Origin of the sequence: Enterobacter cloacae complex sp. ESBL7, from assembly GCF_041679625.1 — a bacterium.
Classification (GTDB): Bacteria; Pseudomonadota; Gammaproteobacteria; order Enterobacterales; family Enterobacteriaceae; genus Enterobacter; species Enterobacter asburiae_B.
In genome coordinates, this window is sequence record NZ_JBGORN010000001.1 from 34,537 (window position 1) to 52,034 (window position 17,498).

The following is a 17,498-nucleotide window of genomic DNA, read 5'->3' on the forward strand; positions in this document are numbered from 1 at the left end:
CAGTTGGCAACGGGGCTGACTCCTGTTAAAACGTTCGTTCGACATTACTTTCCCTTATCGTTGAACGGCAGAGAATCATGAGTGACAGCCAGACGCTGGTGGTAAAACTCGGTACCAGTGTTTTAACAGGCGGATCGCGCCGCCTAAATCGCGCCCACATTGTTGAGCTTGTACGTCAGTGCGCTCAGCTACATGCCGCAGGGCATCGTATTGTGATTGTGACCTCCGGGGCGATTGCCGCCGGGCGTGAACACCTGGGTTACCCCGAACTCCCCGCGACGATCGCTTCCAAACAGCTGCTGGCCGCCGTGGGGCAAAGCCGACTCATTCAACTCTGGGAACAGTTGTTCTCCATCTATGGTATTCACGTCGGGCAGATGCTGCTGACGCGTGCGGATATGGAAGACAGAGAGCGCTTCCTGAACGCCCGCGATACCCTGCGCGCGCTGCTGGACAACAACATTGTTCCGGTCATTAACGAAAACGATGCCGTTGCTACCGCTGAAATCAAAGTGGGTGATAACGATAACCTCTCGGCGCTGGCCGCGATTTTGGCCGGTGCCGATAAATTACTGCTTCTGACCGATCAGCAGGGGCTGTTCACCGCCGACCCGCGCTCGAATCCGGAAGCCGAACTGATTACCGACGTTCAAGGCATCGACGATGCGCTGCGCGCTATCGCCGGTGACAGCGTTTCAGGCCTGGGAACGGGCGGAATGGGGACCAAGCTGCAGGCCGCTGACGTAGCGTGCCGCGCCGGTATCGACACCATCATTGCAGCGGGCAGCCGCCCCGGCGTGATTGGCGACGTGATGGAAGGCATCTCCGTCGGCACACGCTTCCACGCCCAGGAATCCCCGCTGGAAAACCGCAAGCGCTGGATATTTGGCGCGCCTCCTGCTGGCGAACTCGTCGTCGATGAAGGGGCTACCGCCGCGATTCTGGAACGAGGAAGTTCATTACTTCCTAAAGGAATTAAAAGCGTGACAGGCAACTTCTCCCGTGGTGAAGTGATCCGTATCCGTAACCTCGAAGGCCGCGACATCGCCCACGGCGTAAGCCGTTACAACAGCGACGCGCTGCGCCGCATCGCGGGTCACCACTCGCAGCAGATCGACGCCATTCTGGGCTATGAATATGGCCCGGTTGCCGTGCATCGCGATGACATGATTATTCGTTAAGGAGCCAGAACATGCTGGAACAAATGGGCGCTGCCGCGAAGGCTGCCTCTTACAAACTGGCGCTCCTTTCCAGCCGCGAGAAAAACCGCGTGCTGGAAAAAATCGCTGATTATCTGGAATCCCAGTCTCAGGAAATTTTGCTCGCCAACGAGCAGGATCTGCTGGAAGCGCGTCGCAACGGCTTGAGCGAAGCGATGCTCGACCGTCTGGCGCTGACGCCAGCACGCCTGAAAGGCATCGCCGACGATGTGCGTCAGGTCTGCAATCTGGCCGACCCGGTAGGGCAGGTGATCGACGGCGGGCTGCTCGACAGCGGTTTACGCCTGGAGCGCCGCCGCGTGCCGCTCGGCGTCATCGGCGTTATTTATGAAGCCCGTCCAAACGTGACGGTTGATGTCGCCTCCCTGTGCCTGAAAACCGGTAACGCCGCTATTTTGCGCGGCGGGAAAGAGACCTGGCGCACCAACGCCGCGACGGTGAAAGTTATTCAGCAGGCGCTGGAAGAGTGTGGCTTACCGGCGGGTGCCGTACAGGCGATCGAGAGCCCGGACCGCGCGCTGGTCAACGAAATGCTGCGCATGGACAAATACATCGACATGCTGATCCCACGCGGCGGCGCGGGCCTGCACAAGCTGTGCCGCGAGCAGTCGACGATTCCGGTGATCACCGGCGGTATCGGCGTGTGCCATATCGTTGTTGACGACAGCGCTGAGATTGAACCGGCGTTGAAGATTATCGTGAACGCGAAAACCCAGCGTCCAAGCACCTGTAACACCGTTGAAACGCTGCTGGTGCATCAGGATATTGCAAACACCTTCCTGCCGGCCCTGAGCAAACAGATGGCAGAGAGCGGCGTGACGCTGCATGCTGACGCCAATGCGCTCGCACTGCTTCAGGAAGGCCCGGCTAACGTTGTTCCCGTAAAAGCGGAGCAGTACGACGACGAGTTCCTGTCACTGGATCTGAACGTGAAAATCGTTGCCGATCTCGACGACGCCATTGCGCACATTCGTGAACACGGCACGCAGCATTCTGACGCGATCCTGACGCGTACCCTGCGCAATGCCGATCGCTTCGTGAACGAAGTGGATTCTTCAGCAGTATATGTGAATGCCTCCACCCGCTTCACCGACGGTGGCCAGTTCGGCCTCGGCGCTGAGGTGGCGGTCAGCACGCAGAAACTGCACGCGCGCGGCCCGATGGGGCTGGAAGCGTTGACCACGTACAAGTGGATCGGCTTTGGCGACGATACGATTCGTGCGTAAATAATCACGGGTGATGCAAAAATAGCCGTTTGATTCAAAAGGGCATTGACGCATCACCCGGTTAGATCTAACCTTTTGCCCCGTGGTTACGCTCGTAACCGGCCTCTCAGGGCCGATATAGCTCAGTTGGTAGAGCAGCGCATTCGTAATGCGAAGGTCGTAGGTTCGACTCCTATTATCGGCACCAGTCATTTCAAATAGTTATCCAAGATTTAAGTAAACCACCTTCTCCTCTTAGGCCGTATTTGTGACATTTCGACTAATAGTTGAGTCTATTTTGCTTGCGTGTTCTTTTAAGTGTCCGGCTGAAAGATGAGCGCACCTCTGAACCATTTCGAGCGTTTCCCACCCACCCATCTCTTTAAGTGTAAGAAGGGACACGCCAGACTGAACCAGCCAGCTTGCCCCCGTATGCCTGAGGTCATGGCAGCGGAAATTGTTAATACCTGCCGGTTTTCGTTTCATCATGGGGCATCCATGCCATCCGTTTATCTCAGTCAACCTGTGACCATTCCAGACCCGTAACATTAGACCGGCGTAGCCCTGTTGTGATGGCGAATATTTCAACCGGAAAGAAGTAACGTGCTATCTCTTCAAACAGACGCTTCGATTCTTCCTCTTTAAACCATCTTATCTGCAACGATCCGGATCTGAACGAACAGGCAAAAAACCGCAGGGCAGGTGAAGCCCGGAACCCGGACACGCTCAAAGACTTTACCCGCGGCGTCGCAGCCGTAAGCGAGCAGGCCGCAAACATTCTCGATTACCTGAAGAACAAGATCGCTCCGGTTAATCCACTGGCATCTGATGATGTTCAGGGATTCATGCGTGACAGCGAGATGCGCCAGGCATTCGCCCGACTGGATCGCCGCAGCCAGGAAAAAATGCTGCTGTCGATGCACAGTGGAAAGCATCAGGAGCTGGCGGACGCCTTACTGAGGGCGCACGCGGTGTGTTCGGGGCTCGATACGGAACAGCTAAAACGTCTCGGCTTTTCCCGTATAGCATCAGAGAACGGGCAGGTAATTAGCGCGGTTGCCGATCTGGTCGACGCGGTAAGGAAGGACGTCGCACAAATTACAGCTGTCCGAACCTGGTATAACAATCTCGTTTACGGGAAGAACGACGATCCATCAGAAGTTCTGCCCCGCATGACCGGCCTTGATCAGTTAAGCGAACATGTCAGCGCGATGCTCAAAGGCAGCCAGCGGCAGACACATTCAGAAGAGAAGCAGGCCGCCTGACGGCGGTTTTTTCTGCCCGGAGGGAAACATCACGATGCTATTAAGTAAATCAGCCTACGCCTGGCATATGGGCGTCAGCCGGCAAACTGTTTATGGCTGGATAGCCCGCGGTGAAATTGTTATTTCAGGCGATAAAGTGGATGTCGAAGCATCGCAGGCTAAACAAAATTCTGCTGGTGCTGGTGCTGGTGCTGGTGCTGGTACTGGTGATCATCACAATGCAATGACGTGGGCGCAGGCCGCCGCGTGGGTATGGGGGCATGACGTCGGGAAAGAGCTGCCGGCTGATAATAATGCTGGCCAGCGAATAGAGGCAGCAGCCGCTGAGCTGGGTTTTGATGTTCAGCACGAGCCCGATGAACAATTGCTGATTCTCTTCCGGCCGGATGAAGAAACCCACAGCTTCTATGGCAAAGACCGTGCAGCAGGCGCTTTACGGTTTCTTCGTTCTGAGCTGGCTTACGTTGCCACAATGCCCCCCGATACGCTGGATGACTGGAACAAAACTGGTTTAATGTCACTCTGTCTGCTGGACGGCGAAAAACTGTAAACCCCCAGCCCCTCAAACTTGACACTTTTTCGCGAGAAACTGGGAAAAGTGTCAACCCAACATAACGGATCCTGACGCCTACGAACAGCAGCTACAGCAGAAGTGTAAAGGGCTGGCGTTGAGATTTGTTGAGCCTTGGCTGTTAGCTTTTGTTAATCCTGATGCGAAGCAGGGCAGGTGTCAGCCAGTTATGGGTTGTTATGCCTTACTAGGGAAAACTAGGGAAAAGTGACAATCGCTCCCCCTTCAGAAAACTTCAGGTGCGGGAACACAGGAGGGGAGGTGTTAAGCACTCCCCCTTTGCAACCATCCTCGAGCCTCTTTCAAGTCGCTGTTCTGGTTAGCCCGGACGCTGGCGTTCAGATTGAGTTGTCAAAAGTTGTCACCCACCGGCAGCGTCAGTGGGGATTTTTGGCAGAACGCGCTCTAAGTTACAGTTGCTTCATACAGTAACTATTTTACAAGTGATAAATGAAGGCGTTTACGTAATTGGTATATTGCTTTTGATTGATGCTTACAGTCTTGAGGAAATTTGTCATAGTTTCGAGTTAATAATTAAGACCTATCAATTATAGTAGTATTTGATGCGGTGATAGATATAATTGATTGATTTTTAAGTGTTTTATATATGCGTGCGGATTCCCTCTCTTGAAATGTCCAGTTACATCCATTATAGATCTGTAAGAGTTTCTACCTGTAAATAAGAAGAGTCTTAATGAGCGAGCAATTTGAATTAATCCCACGAGTTGAGGAAGGCTCTATCATTCCTCAACGTTTAAGTGATGGCTACATTAATGCAACTGCCCTTTGCCAATCAGTAGGTAAAACATTCTCCCACTACAAAGCATCACGGCAGGCAATCGAGTTTATTGAGGAACTCAGTAAGCAAAGTGGTTTAACGGAAGCTCAATTGATCCATTCAATTGTGGGCGGGAATGCGAAGTTACAGGGGACATGGGTTCACCCTCAACTAGCTATTAATCTTGCACAATGGCTTTCCGCAAAGTTTGCTGTCAAAGTATCACAATGGGTGCATGAATGGTCTCAGGGCCAAGTAAAGTTTGCAACACCTGTCCACATTAAACGCTACATGCAAAATAGGCACAAGATCCCTCATACTCATTTCTCAATGTTAAATGAGATGACGTTGAGCTTGATTGCTCCTCTTGAAACAGCAGGATATATTTTACCAGAAAGGATGGTTCCTGATATTTCGGAAGGACGAATGTTTTGTTCGTGGTTACGGAAAAATCGCGGGGTCGAACCAAGTGATTTTCCTAGTTATGAACATGAATATACAGATGGAAGAAAAGTTCAAGCAAGGCTGTATCCAGTTGAACTTTATGCGGATTTTCGTAGGCACTTCCATGAAGTATGGCTGCCACAAAAAGCACCAGAATATTTCCAACAACGAGATGCTTCAGCACTTGAATTTCTTGAAGTACTTTTACTTCCTGCACCTAAATAATTTTAGAGGCAGTCTTCAAATCAACTATTCTAGGTTTTAATCTATGATGCCGATGTTAAATAATAGTTGATTTTTTTCATATAATCGCCTCTTAGACTTTGAAATCCTAAATCAGGGAGGCGATTAAAATCTCACTTGAGAGAACACTGCTTTAAAATTGAAATGTAGTAAAGTGGTGCGTGTATTATAAAGAGTTGGGCTTAGGTTTTTATGATTTTTTTGAGAGGGCATCTTTTCGAGGTTTTATGCCATGTCATCGTCAAGTGAAGAGCTAAAGATTGGGGCGAGGTTGACGCTATTCTTAGTGTCTTATATGCCTTTGTTTTTAATAATGACAGTAAATCAGGTATACAAAAAAAAAGATTTCTTGCATTGGGGAGGTATGAATAAAAAGGCACTATTATTATTTGTTGAAAATTTTGGTGCTGTTACAGTTATTTTGATGTTTGTTCTTTTTGGTTTTATTGGCCTTTATTTTTTATTGAATAATATTAATTCGCGTATTGATAATGACGGGGTTTTTGTAAAGATAGTCGATATAGAAAATAAAAATAGTGAATCGATAAGCTACCTTTTTACATATTTACTACCATTCCTTTTCCAAGACCTTTCTGATCTCACCAGTGTCTTTTCTTTGGCGGTTTTATTACTGGTTACCTTTATCATTTACTCAAACTCATCAATGATTTTAATAAACCCCACCTTAGCTATAAAATACTCCCTTTATAGTATTGAATATACAAAGGAGAACGGGCCGAAAAAGAAAGGGATGATAATTTGCAGAAATAAATATTTAGATGAAGGTGATTGTATAAAAATTCAAAAAATTGGATATAAACTTTTCTATGCTAAAGCTCAGGAGAAAAAACAATGAATAACACTGATATTAAAGATATTTTAAATTCACTTTTGAAGGTTTATCAATCAAATACTTTTTCTATGAATTGTTTCTTAATTACAAGAAAGGTTAAAAAGGACTCTGAAATATCCTCGCAAGAAAGATTCGAATTTAATCTGTATAAGGTCAGTCTTGATAAGGATATGGTCAATTTCTTCAAAACAGGAACATCAGATACAATTAGTAAAATAGTGAAAAATAATAATCTTGAATTTTCTAATTACTCAGTAATTTCTGATGACGGTATAGATGCTGTATACGGATATGAGGGGATGGAAAATCTTGATTTCAATCATGTATTAGATGGAGTCAATGCAGACACAAAGTTTGAAGTTTTAAAAGATCTTAAAGAAATAAAAGATGACATCTTGGCTTTTTGTTTGAAAGTAAGCACTCAGGATGATAGCTTCCTTTTATTTAGGAAGTTAACTAAATCAAAGGTAGCTACTGATGCACCATTAAATAAAATGCAAAGAGTGCAGGCTTTTTTTGATGTAAATCTTTCTAAAATGAAAGTAGTTCCTATGCAAACGGTAAGCTTTGATAGCAAGATAGATTTCTTTTTCATAAATAAAAAAGTGTATATTATTTCAAAGTTAGGATTTGAACAAATAATTGGAATCGAGAGGGAGTTCATGGAGAATGCTAAAAGTGTACTTCAAGTATTATCTAATGCATGTGTAATTGATAATATGCAACTTCTCGAGCAAGTTATTTTATCTAATAAGTCTCTTCTTCGAACGGTTGCCAATATAGCCCAAAAGAAAAACCATGAATCTTTAGATACTGCTACAATAAGCAAATATCAAGCTACACTTAAATTATTTGAAGATGATATATTAGAGGAAAAAAATGGCAGGCTAGTAATAAATAATGTAGATGAAGCAAAGTTGTTAATAAGGTTGTTAAATGATTTTTATAAACAGGGCGTTGCCTCTGGTAAGTATTATGGAACAAATAGCGGCCATATAATTGACAAGAAAGTTAATTAATATATGTGTTACTGGCTAAACCGATAAAAACGTATCACTTTTTTTTCATGCAATCAAAAATAAAGTACTAAAATATTAAAGACTTGCCAAATATGTTTGAAACTTCAGTCCGCTTTTACACGGCGGACTACTACATCTAAGGTAATCAAGTTCAACCAAAATTATTTTTGAAATAGTTGATGGGGCTAAGGTGTTTTGATGACAATCGGACGGGAATGATTTGGGGGTATCTTTGGGGGTATCTTAAAAAACAAAATTAATAAAAATGTTTTAAATCATTAATTTGAGTTGGATTAATTGTTCCTATTATCGCAGCATCTTTCAAAAGCTTTTAAATAAAAAAACATTTGCCTTTTTAAATAGAGGAATCTGGCCCATCAGCCATTACGTTCCCCCGACAACTCCGGCAAACCATCACACATCTCCTGCAGCTCATTAAACATCCTTGCCACATGGAAACCATCGCACACCGAGTGATGTACCTGTACCGCCATAGGCAACAACACTTTCCCATCCTGCTCGTAGTATTTTCCAAACGTGAACATCGGGGAAAAGAAGTTCTTCATGTGCGCAATATTCATCGTAAAGTTCGTAAACGTTACCCAGGGAATAGACGATACGAAAAAGACATTTTCCCGGGACTCTTCCTTAGGCCAGTAAGAAAGGTTATTGCCATAGCGCGCAATGTCTTCTGCATAGGTGTTCTGGAAGTGATGAATATTGCCGTCGAAGTGACTCCACAATGACGAAAAGGTCTCTGTTTCAGGGTGGAAAATGGTATAGCTCGGATGAATTTCATTCCATATGACAAGCTCATTATCCTTCATGGCCATACGGAATTCCGGATGCCGGTTCATGATTTTAGAGAGGAGGAAAATAATCGTCGGGTAAAACTTCCAGCCGACCTCTTTGATATGTTTTCGCAGCGCGGTGATGTCGATCAGAACCGTTTGGTTAATTGTACACTCAGCAAATGACTGGAATACTTCAAAATGTTCCTTCCTGGCCCAGCGAGATAAATCAACAGGTGTATAGGCCGGGGCTGTTTTTTTCATTTTTTAACCTTTGATTATCAATCGATTAAAGGGTTTAGGGCCAGAAAAAGCCGCGTAACCATTTCAACCGTATCTAATCTTCCTGTCAATCTCAGCCTGTGGTTTTCCGAACAGATATCCCTGGACGAGATCGCAGCCAAGCGCCTGAAGACGTTCAAGCTGCGCTTCGGTTTCAACACCTTCTGCAATGACCCTCATATTGAGGCTCTTCGCCATGCCGGTTATCAATTTAACGATATTAAGGGCATCATCCTGCGTGGATATCGGGTTCACAAAGGATTTGTCGATTTTAATTTTATCAAAATTTAGTTCACTCAGCCGTGAGAGCGACGAATAACCCGTCCCGAAATCATCGATTGAAATTCTTACACCCAGCGTTCTCAGCTTTTTGAGAATAGTGATTGGCGTGTTGCTGTCGCTGAAGAGCGATGACTCCGTAACCTCTAATTCAAGACGGTTTGCCGGAAGTCCAGTCTCCTTCAGGATGGACTGTACCATTGCCGTAAAGGATTTCGTGCCCAGCTGAACGGGTGAGACGTTCACAGAGATCCTTGCCGGAACCGCCCAGGAAACCGCTTCCCGGCAGGCAAGCTCCAGCACGGTTTTGCCGATTTGGTTGATCATCCCCGTTTTCTCAGCGACGGAAATAAAGTAATCGGGTGACAGTATCCCCTTCACCGGGTGTATCCAGCGAATAAGCGCTTCATAGCCGTAAATTTCATTGCTGAATGAATCGACAATAGGCTGGTAATAAACAACGAATTCATGGTTATCGATCGCCAGTGCCATATCATGTTCAAGGGTTCTGCTTTCCTGCAACTTTTGCAGCATCCACTGACGGAAGACTTTTATCTGCTGTGAGCCCTCTTTTTTGGCTTCGTAGAGCGCCAGATCGGCAAATTTATAAAGGTAGTCAGAGCGCCGTTCATTATCAGATAAAACGATACCCACACAGGTGGCGATTTTTATCAGCTGGTTATTAATCGTATAGGGCTGGCTGATATGTTCGCTGATTTCTTTGGCACGCGAAACGGCGGCAGCTTCAGTGAGGCCACTGGACAAAAGGGCGAACTCGTCTCCGCCCAAACGGTAAAACGTATCAGTGGCGCTGCTCATTGAGGTGAGGCGTCTGGATACCTGATTCAACAGCAAATCTCCGGCATCATGGCCATAGGTATCGTTGACCTCTTTGAAGCGGTCTAAATCAAATAACATCACCGTGACGGGGATGTGGTTTTTATCTGCCTGAAGATTAATTTTGTTGAGATCGTCCCAGAAGAAAAGGCGGTTTTTCATGCCGGTGAGGGAGTCATGATAAACATCATATTCCAGCTTCGAGTTCTGAATTTGCAGCGTTTCTTTTGATATTTGTAGTTCGTCAGCAAGGCTTTTAACCTGCATGTGCGCTTTGAGAATGTTTTTATTCTGGTAGATCATTAAGAAACCCAGAATAAAGCTTAATATCACCAGTAATAATGAAAGTACCGAATAAATATAATAAAGAATCTGTATTTTATGGTTGGATTCATTAACCGTGTTAATATCTTTCGTCAATGCCGTTGCAGAAAGCTGGCTCAGCGGCGCATCGAGATTATGCATATTTGTCAGGTATGCCTGTAGTTCTGGGTGGCTCATTTTTTCAAGATGGCTATCCAGATAGGCCAGTATTTTCTCTAAGCGCAAAGCGAGCTCCTGATGCGCTTTATCACTGTCAATATAGCGACCTAAATCACCCCCTTTCATTAAATCGCTCTGGCTTAGCATAATTTCAAGACGCATGCGGACCTGGTCTATCGTAACGTCATCGGTATCGGTTGCGTATAGACCAAGCCATGATTCAAAACGGTAATACTCTGATACCAGTTGTGCCACGGACCAGGACTCAGTGTATTGAGTCAGTTTTTGCAATTCCTGCTGTCGATCGTAAACAAGGAATGCAATATATCCTGTCGTGATAAAAAGAGAAAAAATGATACCAACCAGTATCCTGTTCATTATGTTCTCCTGAACGACTACTCAATCTTCATTTTGCTAACCTGCCATGCTGATCGTGAGTAATAAATCTGATTATTCAACTCAGGAAGACTGTCATAGGGGTATACAATGAACGATGGGCCTTTATCGCGGATGCGCATATATTCGCCATTGACCTTTAAGGCAAGTATGGCGTTGTATTTTTTAAAGTCGCTGAGAGGGATCACGGTAGAGTAATCATTGAGCGCAATAACATTAACGTTAGTTCCCTTCGCACCCACATACTCCATGAGTTTGTTCATTGGAACACCCTCAAACTTCGTACGACCATTATACCAGGGAGATGTCGTCTCGAAACTCACTACTCCGAGTTTTTCAAGGCTGGCGAGATCAAACACTGCTTTTCCATTTTCATTGGTATTTTCTATATTACCGTAAATCGTTAAAATGGGTTTACCAACTGGTTTTGGCAGGTCGCCAGCCCAGGTTACACTTTGTACGAGACAGCATAACAGCAGTAGGGTTAATCGCATTTTGACCTCCACCTTTTGAACATAAGTATAAGAATTATAATTTAGATATCACACGAGTTTATATATTTTGTTGAGGAGTAAGGGGTTTTATCGTTTTTGTTGATATAAACCCATTTTAATCAATGGGTTAGGTGTTGCGGGTGACAGGGTGTTTGATACTAGAGCGACGCTTAACTTTTTGATAAAAGCTAAAATTGCGGGCATAAATGCTCTTCTGTTTAAAAAATAATCGCTTTAATTGATGGATATTAACTTCCGCGACAATTTTAGGATGTCCTTGGCTTTTTGGGGCGCGAATCTGGAGACTAAATACGCACCCCGGTTGTGTCCGTTGTTTCAGGATGACGACGATAAGCGAGAACACGACCATTCTGATGGTGCGTGTCCCATATCGCTTGCCTTACTTCATGTCATCCTGGATGGCTGACGCCGACTTCCCCCCTTTCGCCATGCTGGAAAACACTGCGTCCCGGTAGATCCACGCATGAACGAGTGCGGCAGAGATATGGACCAGCACCACAGCAAAAAGCAACTTTGCCAGAAGGCTATGGGCGTCGTGACACCAGGCATACAGTGCTGGGCTGTTCGGGGCAATCGCCGGCAGGTTGACGCCACTAAACATCACAATCGGCAGCCCGGCTGCCGACAGTTGCGCCCAGCCCAGCAGCGGCATTGCCAGCATTAACCCATACAGCATCCAGTGTGATGCCTTTGCTGCAAGCACCTGCCAGACGGGCAAATCAGCAGGAAGTGGGGGCGTCCGGCTGAGGAGCCGGTTGACCAGACGCACCAGTGCCAGCAGTAAAATGGCGACACCCAGCGGCCGGTGCAGGTCGATTAACCAAATCCGGTGATGTAACGACGTCATCATTGCGGCACCGATGAAAAGCATGGCCAGGATCATCACCGCCATCAGCCAATGCAGGCTTCGCGCCAGGATATTGAAATGCTGCGGCGCGTGCTCTCGCATATCTTTATTCGAGCTCATTTTACCTCCTGCTTTTGCACAGCTTCGGTGGCCTTGCCGTAGCCGATTTCCCGCTCACGGCGACTGAAAGAGTGGGAATAGGCAGCGGAACGGGCGTTTAAGATGGGATCATCAGACACTGCAACGCCTGCAGGAACAATCGAAGGGTCAAAGTTAACGTCGCGGCACGCGCCCTCGGATTGTGCTTCGACACGCGTTACTTCCAGCGTGCCGGCAACCATCTGTTTGCGATCGTCCGGCCATGGCTGGGAAGGGTCATCCACCGGATCGCCCCGCTGTGCGAGCTGCAAAACGTAATCCCAATAGAGTGGCTTCTGCGCCAGGCGCTGACGCAGGTTTTCGAACAGGAAGTTGTCATCGGCTTTCTGTCGTTGTTCATCGCTCATAGAAAGGAAAGGCTCGTGCGGACGCATCATCCAGCGAACGGCCTGGCGATCTCCCTGCGAGTTCACAAGATAAAAGGCGTTAATGCTGTAAAACGTCGCGCCCGCGAAGCTGCCGGGCGCGGGTTTTTGTGCCGCCCATTTAAGGTATTTCTCCGCCTCCGGGTACGCTTTCAAAAAGTCTGCGAGACGCTGTGGATCCGGTTTGCCAGTGGCTGCATCGACAGCCGTGGCTTTTCGCAAGGCCAGAAAACCTTCCGGACTGTGCGTGGCGAAGAAAGGCTCGTTGTTCATCGCCATTCGCCATTGCTGCTTGTCATCTGTCTTCAGCAGCAGCGCCATGCTCAGGGTTTTGGTCGTACTATCCGGGGCATGGGGATCGCCAGTACCAATAGAGAATCGGCCCACCACGGGCACTTCCTGCTGTGAGAAGAGGCGGGAGGTTGAAAGAGAATTTGCCGAGCCGTTTGGCGTAAAGGTGCCAGCAAAGCAGATGCCTTTTCCATGCGCGCGGCGAAAACCCGGCGGGAAGGGTTTCGGTGTTTCACCCACCAGTGCCTGGCTGACCGTGCGTGAACCAAGCCAGCCCGCCGTCCATGCAAAAGCAAATGCCAGCGTACCGGCGACAACGGCGATCGATGCCAGCGCGCCCCAGGTTTTTTTTGATCTCAAATCCAGTTTCGACATAGACGTTTTTCCATAACAAAATATCTTCACATGTCATGCACAACGTATTGCGCGTGACATGTGTTAATACAGTGGCGAATATGGCTTGAGTATAAAAATTAAGGGGCGTAAAGAAAGAATATCACGAAAAGTTTAAACCTTTTCGCCGTCACAAAGGAGGGCTACTTATCACAACGGTAATTGTGGCAGGACAGGTTCTTACTGAGAAATAGTGACGAAATATGTAATTTAAAGTTTTCCATTTCTCAAGCGAGAACGTGTAAGGTTTGTTGTTCCTGACGAATTAGATTCATTGATGTAAATCAGATTATCTCTTTCATTCGCCGCTTATCGTGTGCATACCCTTCCTTAAAACGAATCAAAAAATGAAAAAAAGACCATTCTTGATGGTGCTTTGCGCTGTGTGCTGCTTTTTTGTTGCGGACATCGCTATGGCAAAAAACAGTTCAGTTTCCAGTGAACAGGTTAAAGAGAACGTTATTGCAGAGTCGATCGCATCTTATCCCGGAGTATGCGCCTGTCCTTTTAACCGGGCCAGAAACGGAAGCGCCTGCGGCAGACGCAGCGCATGGAGTAAAGCGGGAGGCTATGCTCCCATTTGTTATAAAAATGAAGTTACGGATGAGATGGTAAAGCAGTGGCGTGAAAATAATAGCTAACCCGCCTCCAGCATCCCAAAGCTCACAATCCGCGCGCGGCCCAGCTCTTTCGCCCGGTACAAGGCCACATCCGCGGCGCGCAGCAGGTTGTCAGTCTGGGCATGTTGCGGGTAGCTGGCAATGCCAATCGACACATCCACCGGCCCAATCTCGGTCAGCCCGTAGCGAAGCGACAGCTCATGCACGCTATTGTAAATCTTCTGCGCGCAGGCGTGCGCCTCTGGTTCATCGGCACCGGGAAGCAGGACCAGAAACTCCTCGCCCCCGTAGCGGAATGCGAGTCCGTTGTCATGTGCGGCCCGCTGAACAATTGACGCCACGCTTTTAATCACCTGATCGCCCGCTTCATGGCCGAAGCGGTCATTGATGCTCTTGAAGTGATCGATGTCGATCATCATGCAGCTTAATGGTTCGCCGGTGCGCAACGCCTGTGCCGTTTGGGTTTGCAGGGTATCTTCCAGATGATGACGATTACGCAGGCCGGTGAGCGGGTCGAACAAGGCTTTTTCCAGCAGCGCGTCGCGCAGACGCTGGTTGGCCAGCGCCAGCCCGAGCGCTTCGGCCATCAGTTCCAGATAGGCGCGGGATGGGGCGTTGTCCGCCGTAATATTCTGGAAAGAGAGCAGGCCAATGGCCTCGCCCTGGGCGATAAGCGGCACGCACAGCGAGCTTTCAGCTTGCGATGCCGGAAGATGGTAGCAGGCGATATCCGGCTCACCGTTTACCGGCGGGTGACTCTGCCCGCGGCGCACGGCCCAGCACTCGTCAGGGTGGAAGCTTGTCTCTTCACCAACCGGTGAAAGCCAGTGTGCGACGCAGCGCATCTGCCATGGCTCCCGGTCAAGGACGTAAAGTCGCCCCGCGATCCCCGGCGCGATATTAGGCGCAAACAGCTCCGCCACGTTAATCACATCGTTAAAGTTCTCACACCCCTGCAGCCGCTGGGTCATGCGCGCCAGCAGCTCGCGGATGGCCCAGTCGGCATCGCGTTCTCTTTCCAGACGCTGTCGCGCCAGGCCGTTTTCGCGGAAGATGCGGATGGCCTGAGCCATGTCGCCAATCTCATCAATCTGGTTGAAATTGGGCGTTTCAACTGCGTAATCCTGGGATGCCAGACGGTGCACCACGTCGCTCAGGCGCACCACGGGACGCAGCACGCGGCGCTTCAATATAAAGCCGAGAACAAACAGGAACAGCAGGGCGGTCAGGCCGACCATCAGCTCAGAGGCCGTACGCAGCGCTTTCGATTTTTTTGTCGCGTCCTGAACGGAGGCGATGACGCGTTTGTCGAGTATCTGGCGGAAGTGATCGAGCTGGCTCTGCGCGCGCTCCAGCTCCTGCTCATAGGGCGCACCGTAGAGTAGCGCAACGGCCTGCGCGTCTTCTCCTCGCTCAAGGCTGGAAAGGGCGGTTTGCTGTTCGTCCTGCAGCTCATCGACGATCTTTATTCCTTCATGCAGCAGGGCCAGTTCTTCATCCGATGCGCCGTTATCCTGCAACTTTTCCAGCCGAAGCTCGATGCTCTTCAGGCTGTTTTCCGCCTGGTCATATTCCTTGAGAACCTGAGGATCTTTTTTAATGACGTACAGCCGTGCTAAATCAGACTGGGCCCAGATATCGGTTTCGATATCTTCCGTAAGCTGATCAAATTTCTGCCGTTGTTCAACGGCCTGACGCTCGAGGGTATCAGCACTGGACGCCATCAGCATGATGATGCCGGAGGCGATGGTCAGGCAGACCGTGGCACCGTAGGCCCAGTTTGTTATCGTTGCGATTCGCACCTGATGATCCTTTTACGACATGAGTAGGATGGCGTTCTTTCAAATTATAGAAAACGTTTGATTTAAGGCGAAAAAAAAGGCGGCACAGCGCCGCCTGGTGTGGTCTATATCGTCACATCCTCACAATTCTGGAGGATTTTTTCCTTCTTCGATGAAGTCGGGGTCCAGCTCTTCGGCGTTACCTTCGTGATCGCGCCCTGAGAAGAGGTTCCAGCAGGCGATAAACAGCGCGGCAATGAGCGGCCCAATCACAAAGCCGTTAATGCCGTACAGCTCCATGCCGCCGAGGGTGGAGATCAGAATCAGGTAGTCCGGCATTTTGGTGTCTTTCCCGACCAGCAGCGGGCGCAGGATATTGTCCACCAGCCCGACGATAATCACGAAGAAGCCGACAATAAACAGCCCTTGCCAAAGCTGATGGGTGGCGAACAGGAAGATGGCGGCGGGCACCCAGACAATCGCCGAGCCGATGGCGGGCACCAGCGAGAGGAAGGCCATCAGCGCGCCCCAGAGCACGCTGCCGTCAATACCGGCAATAGCAAACGCAATCCCGCCGAGGATGCCCTGAACCACCGCCACCGCCGCCGTTCCTTTTACCGTGGCACGCGACACGCCGACGAATTTGGCGAACAGGTGCTGTTTCGCGAAATCAGACAGCGGCAGGGAGTCAAGGATTTGGCGCACCAGATACGGGCCGTCTTTCAGCAGGAAGAACAGCAGATAAAGCATGATGCCGAAGCTAATCGCAAAGCCAAACGTGCCCTTGCCAATCAGGAACGCGCTGCCGGCGAGATATTGCCCGCCCTGCAGGGCGACATCAGAGAGTTTTTTCTGGATCTGCGCCGCGTTGGTGAGGTTGTGATCCGCCAGGAAGCCGCTGGCCCAGTCAGGCAGATGGTTGAAGATGCTCGCCACCACTTCCGGAAACTGGGTGTTGTTCTCCTGAAGCTTCGTGTAAACCACGTTCAGCTCAATGGCGAGCGAGGAGAGGATAACCATCAACGGTATAAAGACGATCAGGCAGATAATGCCAATGGTCAACAGCGAGGCAAGCCCGTTGCGATCCCCCAGCGCGGCGCGCAGCCTGTTTTTTACCGGGTTAAAGATGACGGTCAGAATGGCGGCCCAGAGTATCGCGGAGAAGTAGGGCGACAGTATGTCGAAGAAGGCCCAGGTGACGAGGGCGAGAATAAAAATGAAGAAACCTTTGGTCAGTCCATTAAAGCGCATAGTGATTCCTGGTAACGAATAAGCAGAGTCGACTATAGAACTGATTTGAGGATTTACCAATAATTCTGCCGCTGGCGTGCCGGGCGATGGCTTCGCGTCTGACCCGGCATACAGACCTCAATAATGTGTTATGTTTTGATGAGATTTTAAACAGCTCAGGACGACAGCATGGAAAAGGTCTTTTCAGGTGGGTGCTTATGCGGCTCGGTTCGCTTTACCGCTGCGAATGGGGGCAATGTGCACACCTGCTCGTGCGATATCTGTCAGAAACACACCGGCGCACAAACCGTCGTATGGATTGAGTTTCCGGCGGAAAACGTGCAGTGGATCGGTCCGGGCGGACGTCCGGCGACATGGCGATCGTCGGACTACTCCAGCCGGGCGTTTTGCCCCACCTGCGGCAGTTCAATTGGCGCGATTGATGATTCACCCACCGTTGCCTTATTTACTGGCGTGTTTGACGATCCGGACCAGCCGGAGTTTGCCCCGGAAAATCACTCCTTCGACGACATGATGCCTGCCTGGTGGCGACATACCATGAGGGAAGCGTAAAAGTATGATCCGAGGGTTCATCGTTACCACTTTCGACTGACCGAAGATCGCCGCTTCC

16 protein-coding genes, 1 tRNA gene and 1 pseudogene are annotated in these 17,498 nt (G+C 49.0%); 10 read left to right on the forward strand and 8 right to left on the reverse strand.

Translation table 11 applies throughout. The features are described 5' to 3' along the window. Window positions 1-77 precede the first annotated feature (77 nt). The 3 genes from proB (at window position 78) to ACERY3_RS00190 (ending at window position 2,633) form a co-directional block, all read left to right on the forward strand. Window positions 78-1,181, forward strand: coding sequence for a glutamate 5-kinase (gene proB, locus ACERY3_RS00180; RefSeq protein ID WP_023310508.1), 1,104 nt, complete (start codon window positions 78-80; stop codon window positions 1,179-1,181). Between the two features lie 11 nt (window positions 1,182-1,192). Next, window positions 1,193-2,446, forward strand: coding sequence for a glutamate-5-semialdehyde dehydrogenase (proA, locus tag ACERY3_RS00185; protein WP_039263869.1), 1,254 nt, complete (start codon window positions 1,193-1,195; stop codon window positions 2,444-2,446). A 111-nt stretch (window positions 2,447-2,557) separates the two neighbouring features. Beyond that, a tRNA-Thr gene (locus ACERY3_RS00190) sits at window positions 2,558-2,633 on the forward strand. Window positions 2,634-2,680: 47 nt separating this feature from the next. Here the strand turns inward: ACERY3_RS00190 and ACERY3_RS00195 are convergent. Continuing rightward, window positions 2,681-3,083: pseudogene (locus ACERY3_RS00195) on the reverse strand (tyrosine-type recombinase/integrase); the annotation flags it as partial. A gap of 187 nt (window positions 3,084-3,270) precedes the next feature. On the opposite strand from ACERY3_RS00195, the gene ACERY3_RS00200 reads away from it, so the two are divergent. From ACERY3_RS00200 to ACERY3_RS00220, 5 genes are all read left to right on the forward strand, one after another. Continuing rightward, the gene (locus ACERY3_RS00200) at window positions 3,271-3,690 is read left to right on the forward strand and encodes a hypothetical protein (protein ID WP_373224848.1); all 420 of its coding nucleotides are present in this window, start codon (window positions 3,271-3,273) and stop codon (window positions 3,688-3,690) included. A 34-nt stretch (window positions 3,691-3,724) separates the two neighbouring features. Further along, window positions 3,725-4,240 (forward strand): DNA-binding protein, encoded by a 516-nt coding sequence (locus ACERY3_RS00205; protein WP_373224849.1) that lies wholly within the window; start codon window positions 3,725-3,727, stop codon window positions 4,238-4,240. Window positions 4,241-4,955: 715 nt separating this feature from the next. Next, a complete protein-coding gene (locus ACERY3_RS00210) occupies window positions 4,956-5,708 on the forward strand; it encodes a KilA-N domain-containing protein (RefSeq protein WP_072139890.1) in 753 nt (250 codons plus the stop codon). A 250-nt stretch (window positions 5,709-5,958) separates the two neighbouring features. Then, window positions 5,959-6,582, forward strand: a complete 624-nt coding sequence (locus ACERY3_RS00215; protein ID WP_373224850.1) for a hypothetical protein — start codon at window positions 5,959-5,961, stop codon at window positions 6,580-6,582. Next, window positions 6,579-7,598: a Kiwa anti-phage protein KwaB-like domain-containing protein gene (locus tag ACERY3_RS00220; RefSeq protein WP_373224851.1), complete on the forward strand. Its 1,020-nt coding sequence runs from the start codon at window positions 6,579-6,581 to the stop codon at window positions 7,596-7,598. Before ACERY3_RS00215 ends, ACERY3_RS00220 begins: the two co-directional genes overlap by 4 nt. A gap of 377 nt (window positions 7,599-7,975) precedes the next feature. Here the strand turns inward: ACERY3_RS00220 and catA are convergent, their stop codons facing one another. From catA to ACERY3_RS00245, 5 genes are all read right to left on the reverse strand, one after another. After that, window positions 7,976-8,653: a type A chloramphenicol O-acetyltransferase gene (gene catA / locus ACERY3_RS00225; protein WP_373224852.1), complete on the reverse strand. Its 678-nt coding sequence runs from the start codon at window positions 8,651-8,653 to the stop codon at window positions 7,976-7,978. Window positions 8,654-8,716: 63 nt separating this feature from the next. Then, entirely contained in the window at window positions 8,717-10,648 is a 1,932-nt protein-coding gene (locus tag ACERY3_RS00230; protein ID WP_373224853.1) for a putative bifunctional diguanylate cyclase/phosphodiesterase, read from the reverse strand. A 17-nt stretch (window positions 10,649-10,665) separates the two neighbouring features. Beyond that, complete coding sequence (locus tag ACERY3_RS00235; protein ID WP_039263874.1) at window positions 10,666-11,160, reverse strand: molybdopterin-dependent oxidoreductase; 495 nt, start codon at window positions 11,158-11,160, stop codon at window positions 10,666-10,668. Window positions 11,161-11,560: 400 nt separating this feature from the next. Further along, window positions 11,561-12,148 (reverse strand): cytochrome b, encoded by a 588-nt coding sequence (locus ACERY3_RS00240; RefSeq protein ID WP_045143162.1) that lies wholly within the window; start codon window positions 12,146-12,148, stop codon window positions 11,561-11,563. Next, a complete protein-coding gene (locus ACERY3_RS00245; RefSeq protein WP_047061213.1) occupies window positions 12,145-13,218 on the reverse strand; it encodes a catalase family peroxidase in 1,074 nt (357 codons plus the stop codon). The genes ACERY3_RS00240 and ACERY3_RS00245 overlap by 4 nt, the downstream gene beginning before the upstream one ends. Window positions 13,219-13,583: 365 nt before the next feature. Between ACERY3_RS00245 and ACERY3_RS00250 the strand changes: the two genes are divergently transcribed. Next, entirely contained in the window at window positions 13,584-13,877 is a 294-nt protein-coding gene (locus ACERY3_RS00250; protein WP_071884809.1) for a hypothetical protein, read from the forward strand. On the opposite strand, the gene ACERY3_RS00255 is transcribed toward ACERY3_RS00250, so the two are convergent. Then, window positions 13,874-15,658, reverse strand: coding sequence for a diguanylate cyclase (locus ACERY3_RS00255; protein ID WP_058842175.1), 1,785 nt, complete (start codon window positions 15,656-15,658; stop codon window positions 13,874-13,876). The genes ACERY3_RS00250 and ACERY3_RS00255 overlap by 4 nt on opposite strands. Window positions 15,659-15,778: 120 nt before the next feature. Further along, a complete protein-coding gene (locus ACERY3_RS00260; protein ID WP_033144729.1) occupies window positions 15,779-16,888 on the reverse strand; it encodes an AI-2E family transporter in 1,110 nt (369 codons plus the stop codon). Between the two features lie 168 nt (window positions 16,889-17,056). Here ACERY3_RS00260 and ACERY3_RS00265 point away from each other — a divergent pair, with 168 nt between their 5' ends. After that, complete coding sequence (locus ACERY3_RS00265) at window positions 17,057-17,440, forward strand: GFA family protein (RefSeq protein ID WP_047061215.1); 384 nt, start codon at window positions 17,057-17,059, stop codon at window positions 17,438-17,440. Window positions 17,441-17,498: the final 58 nt, after the last annotated feature.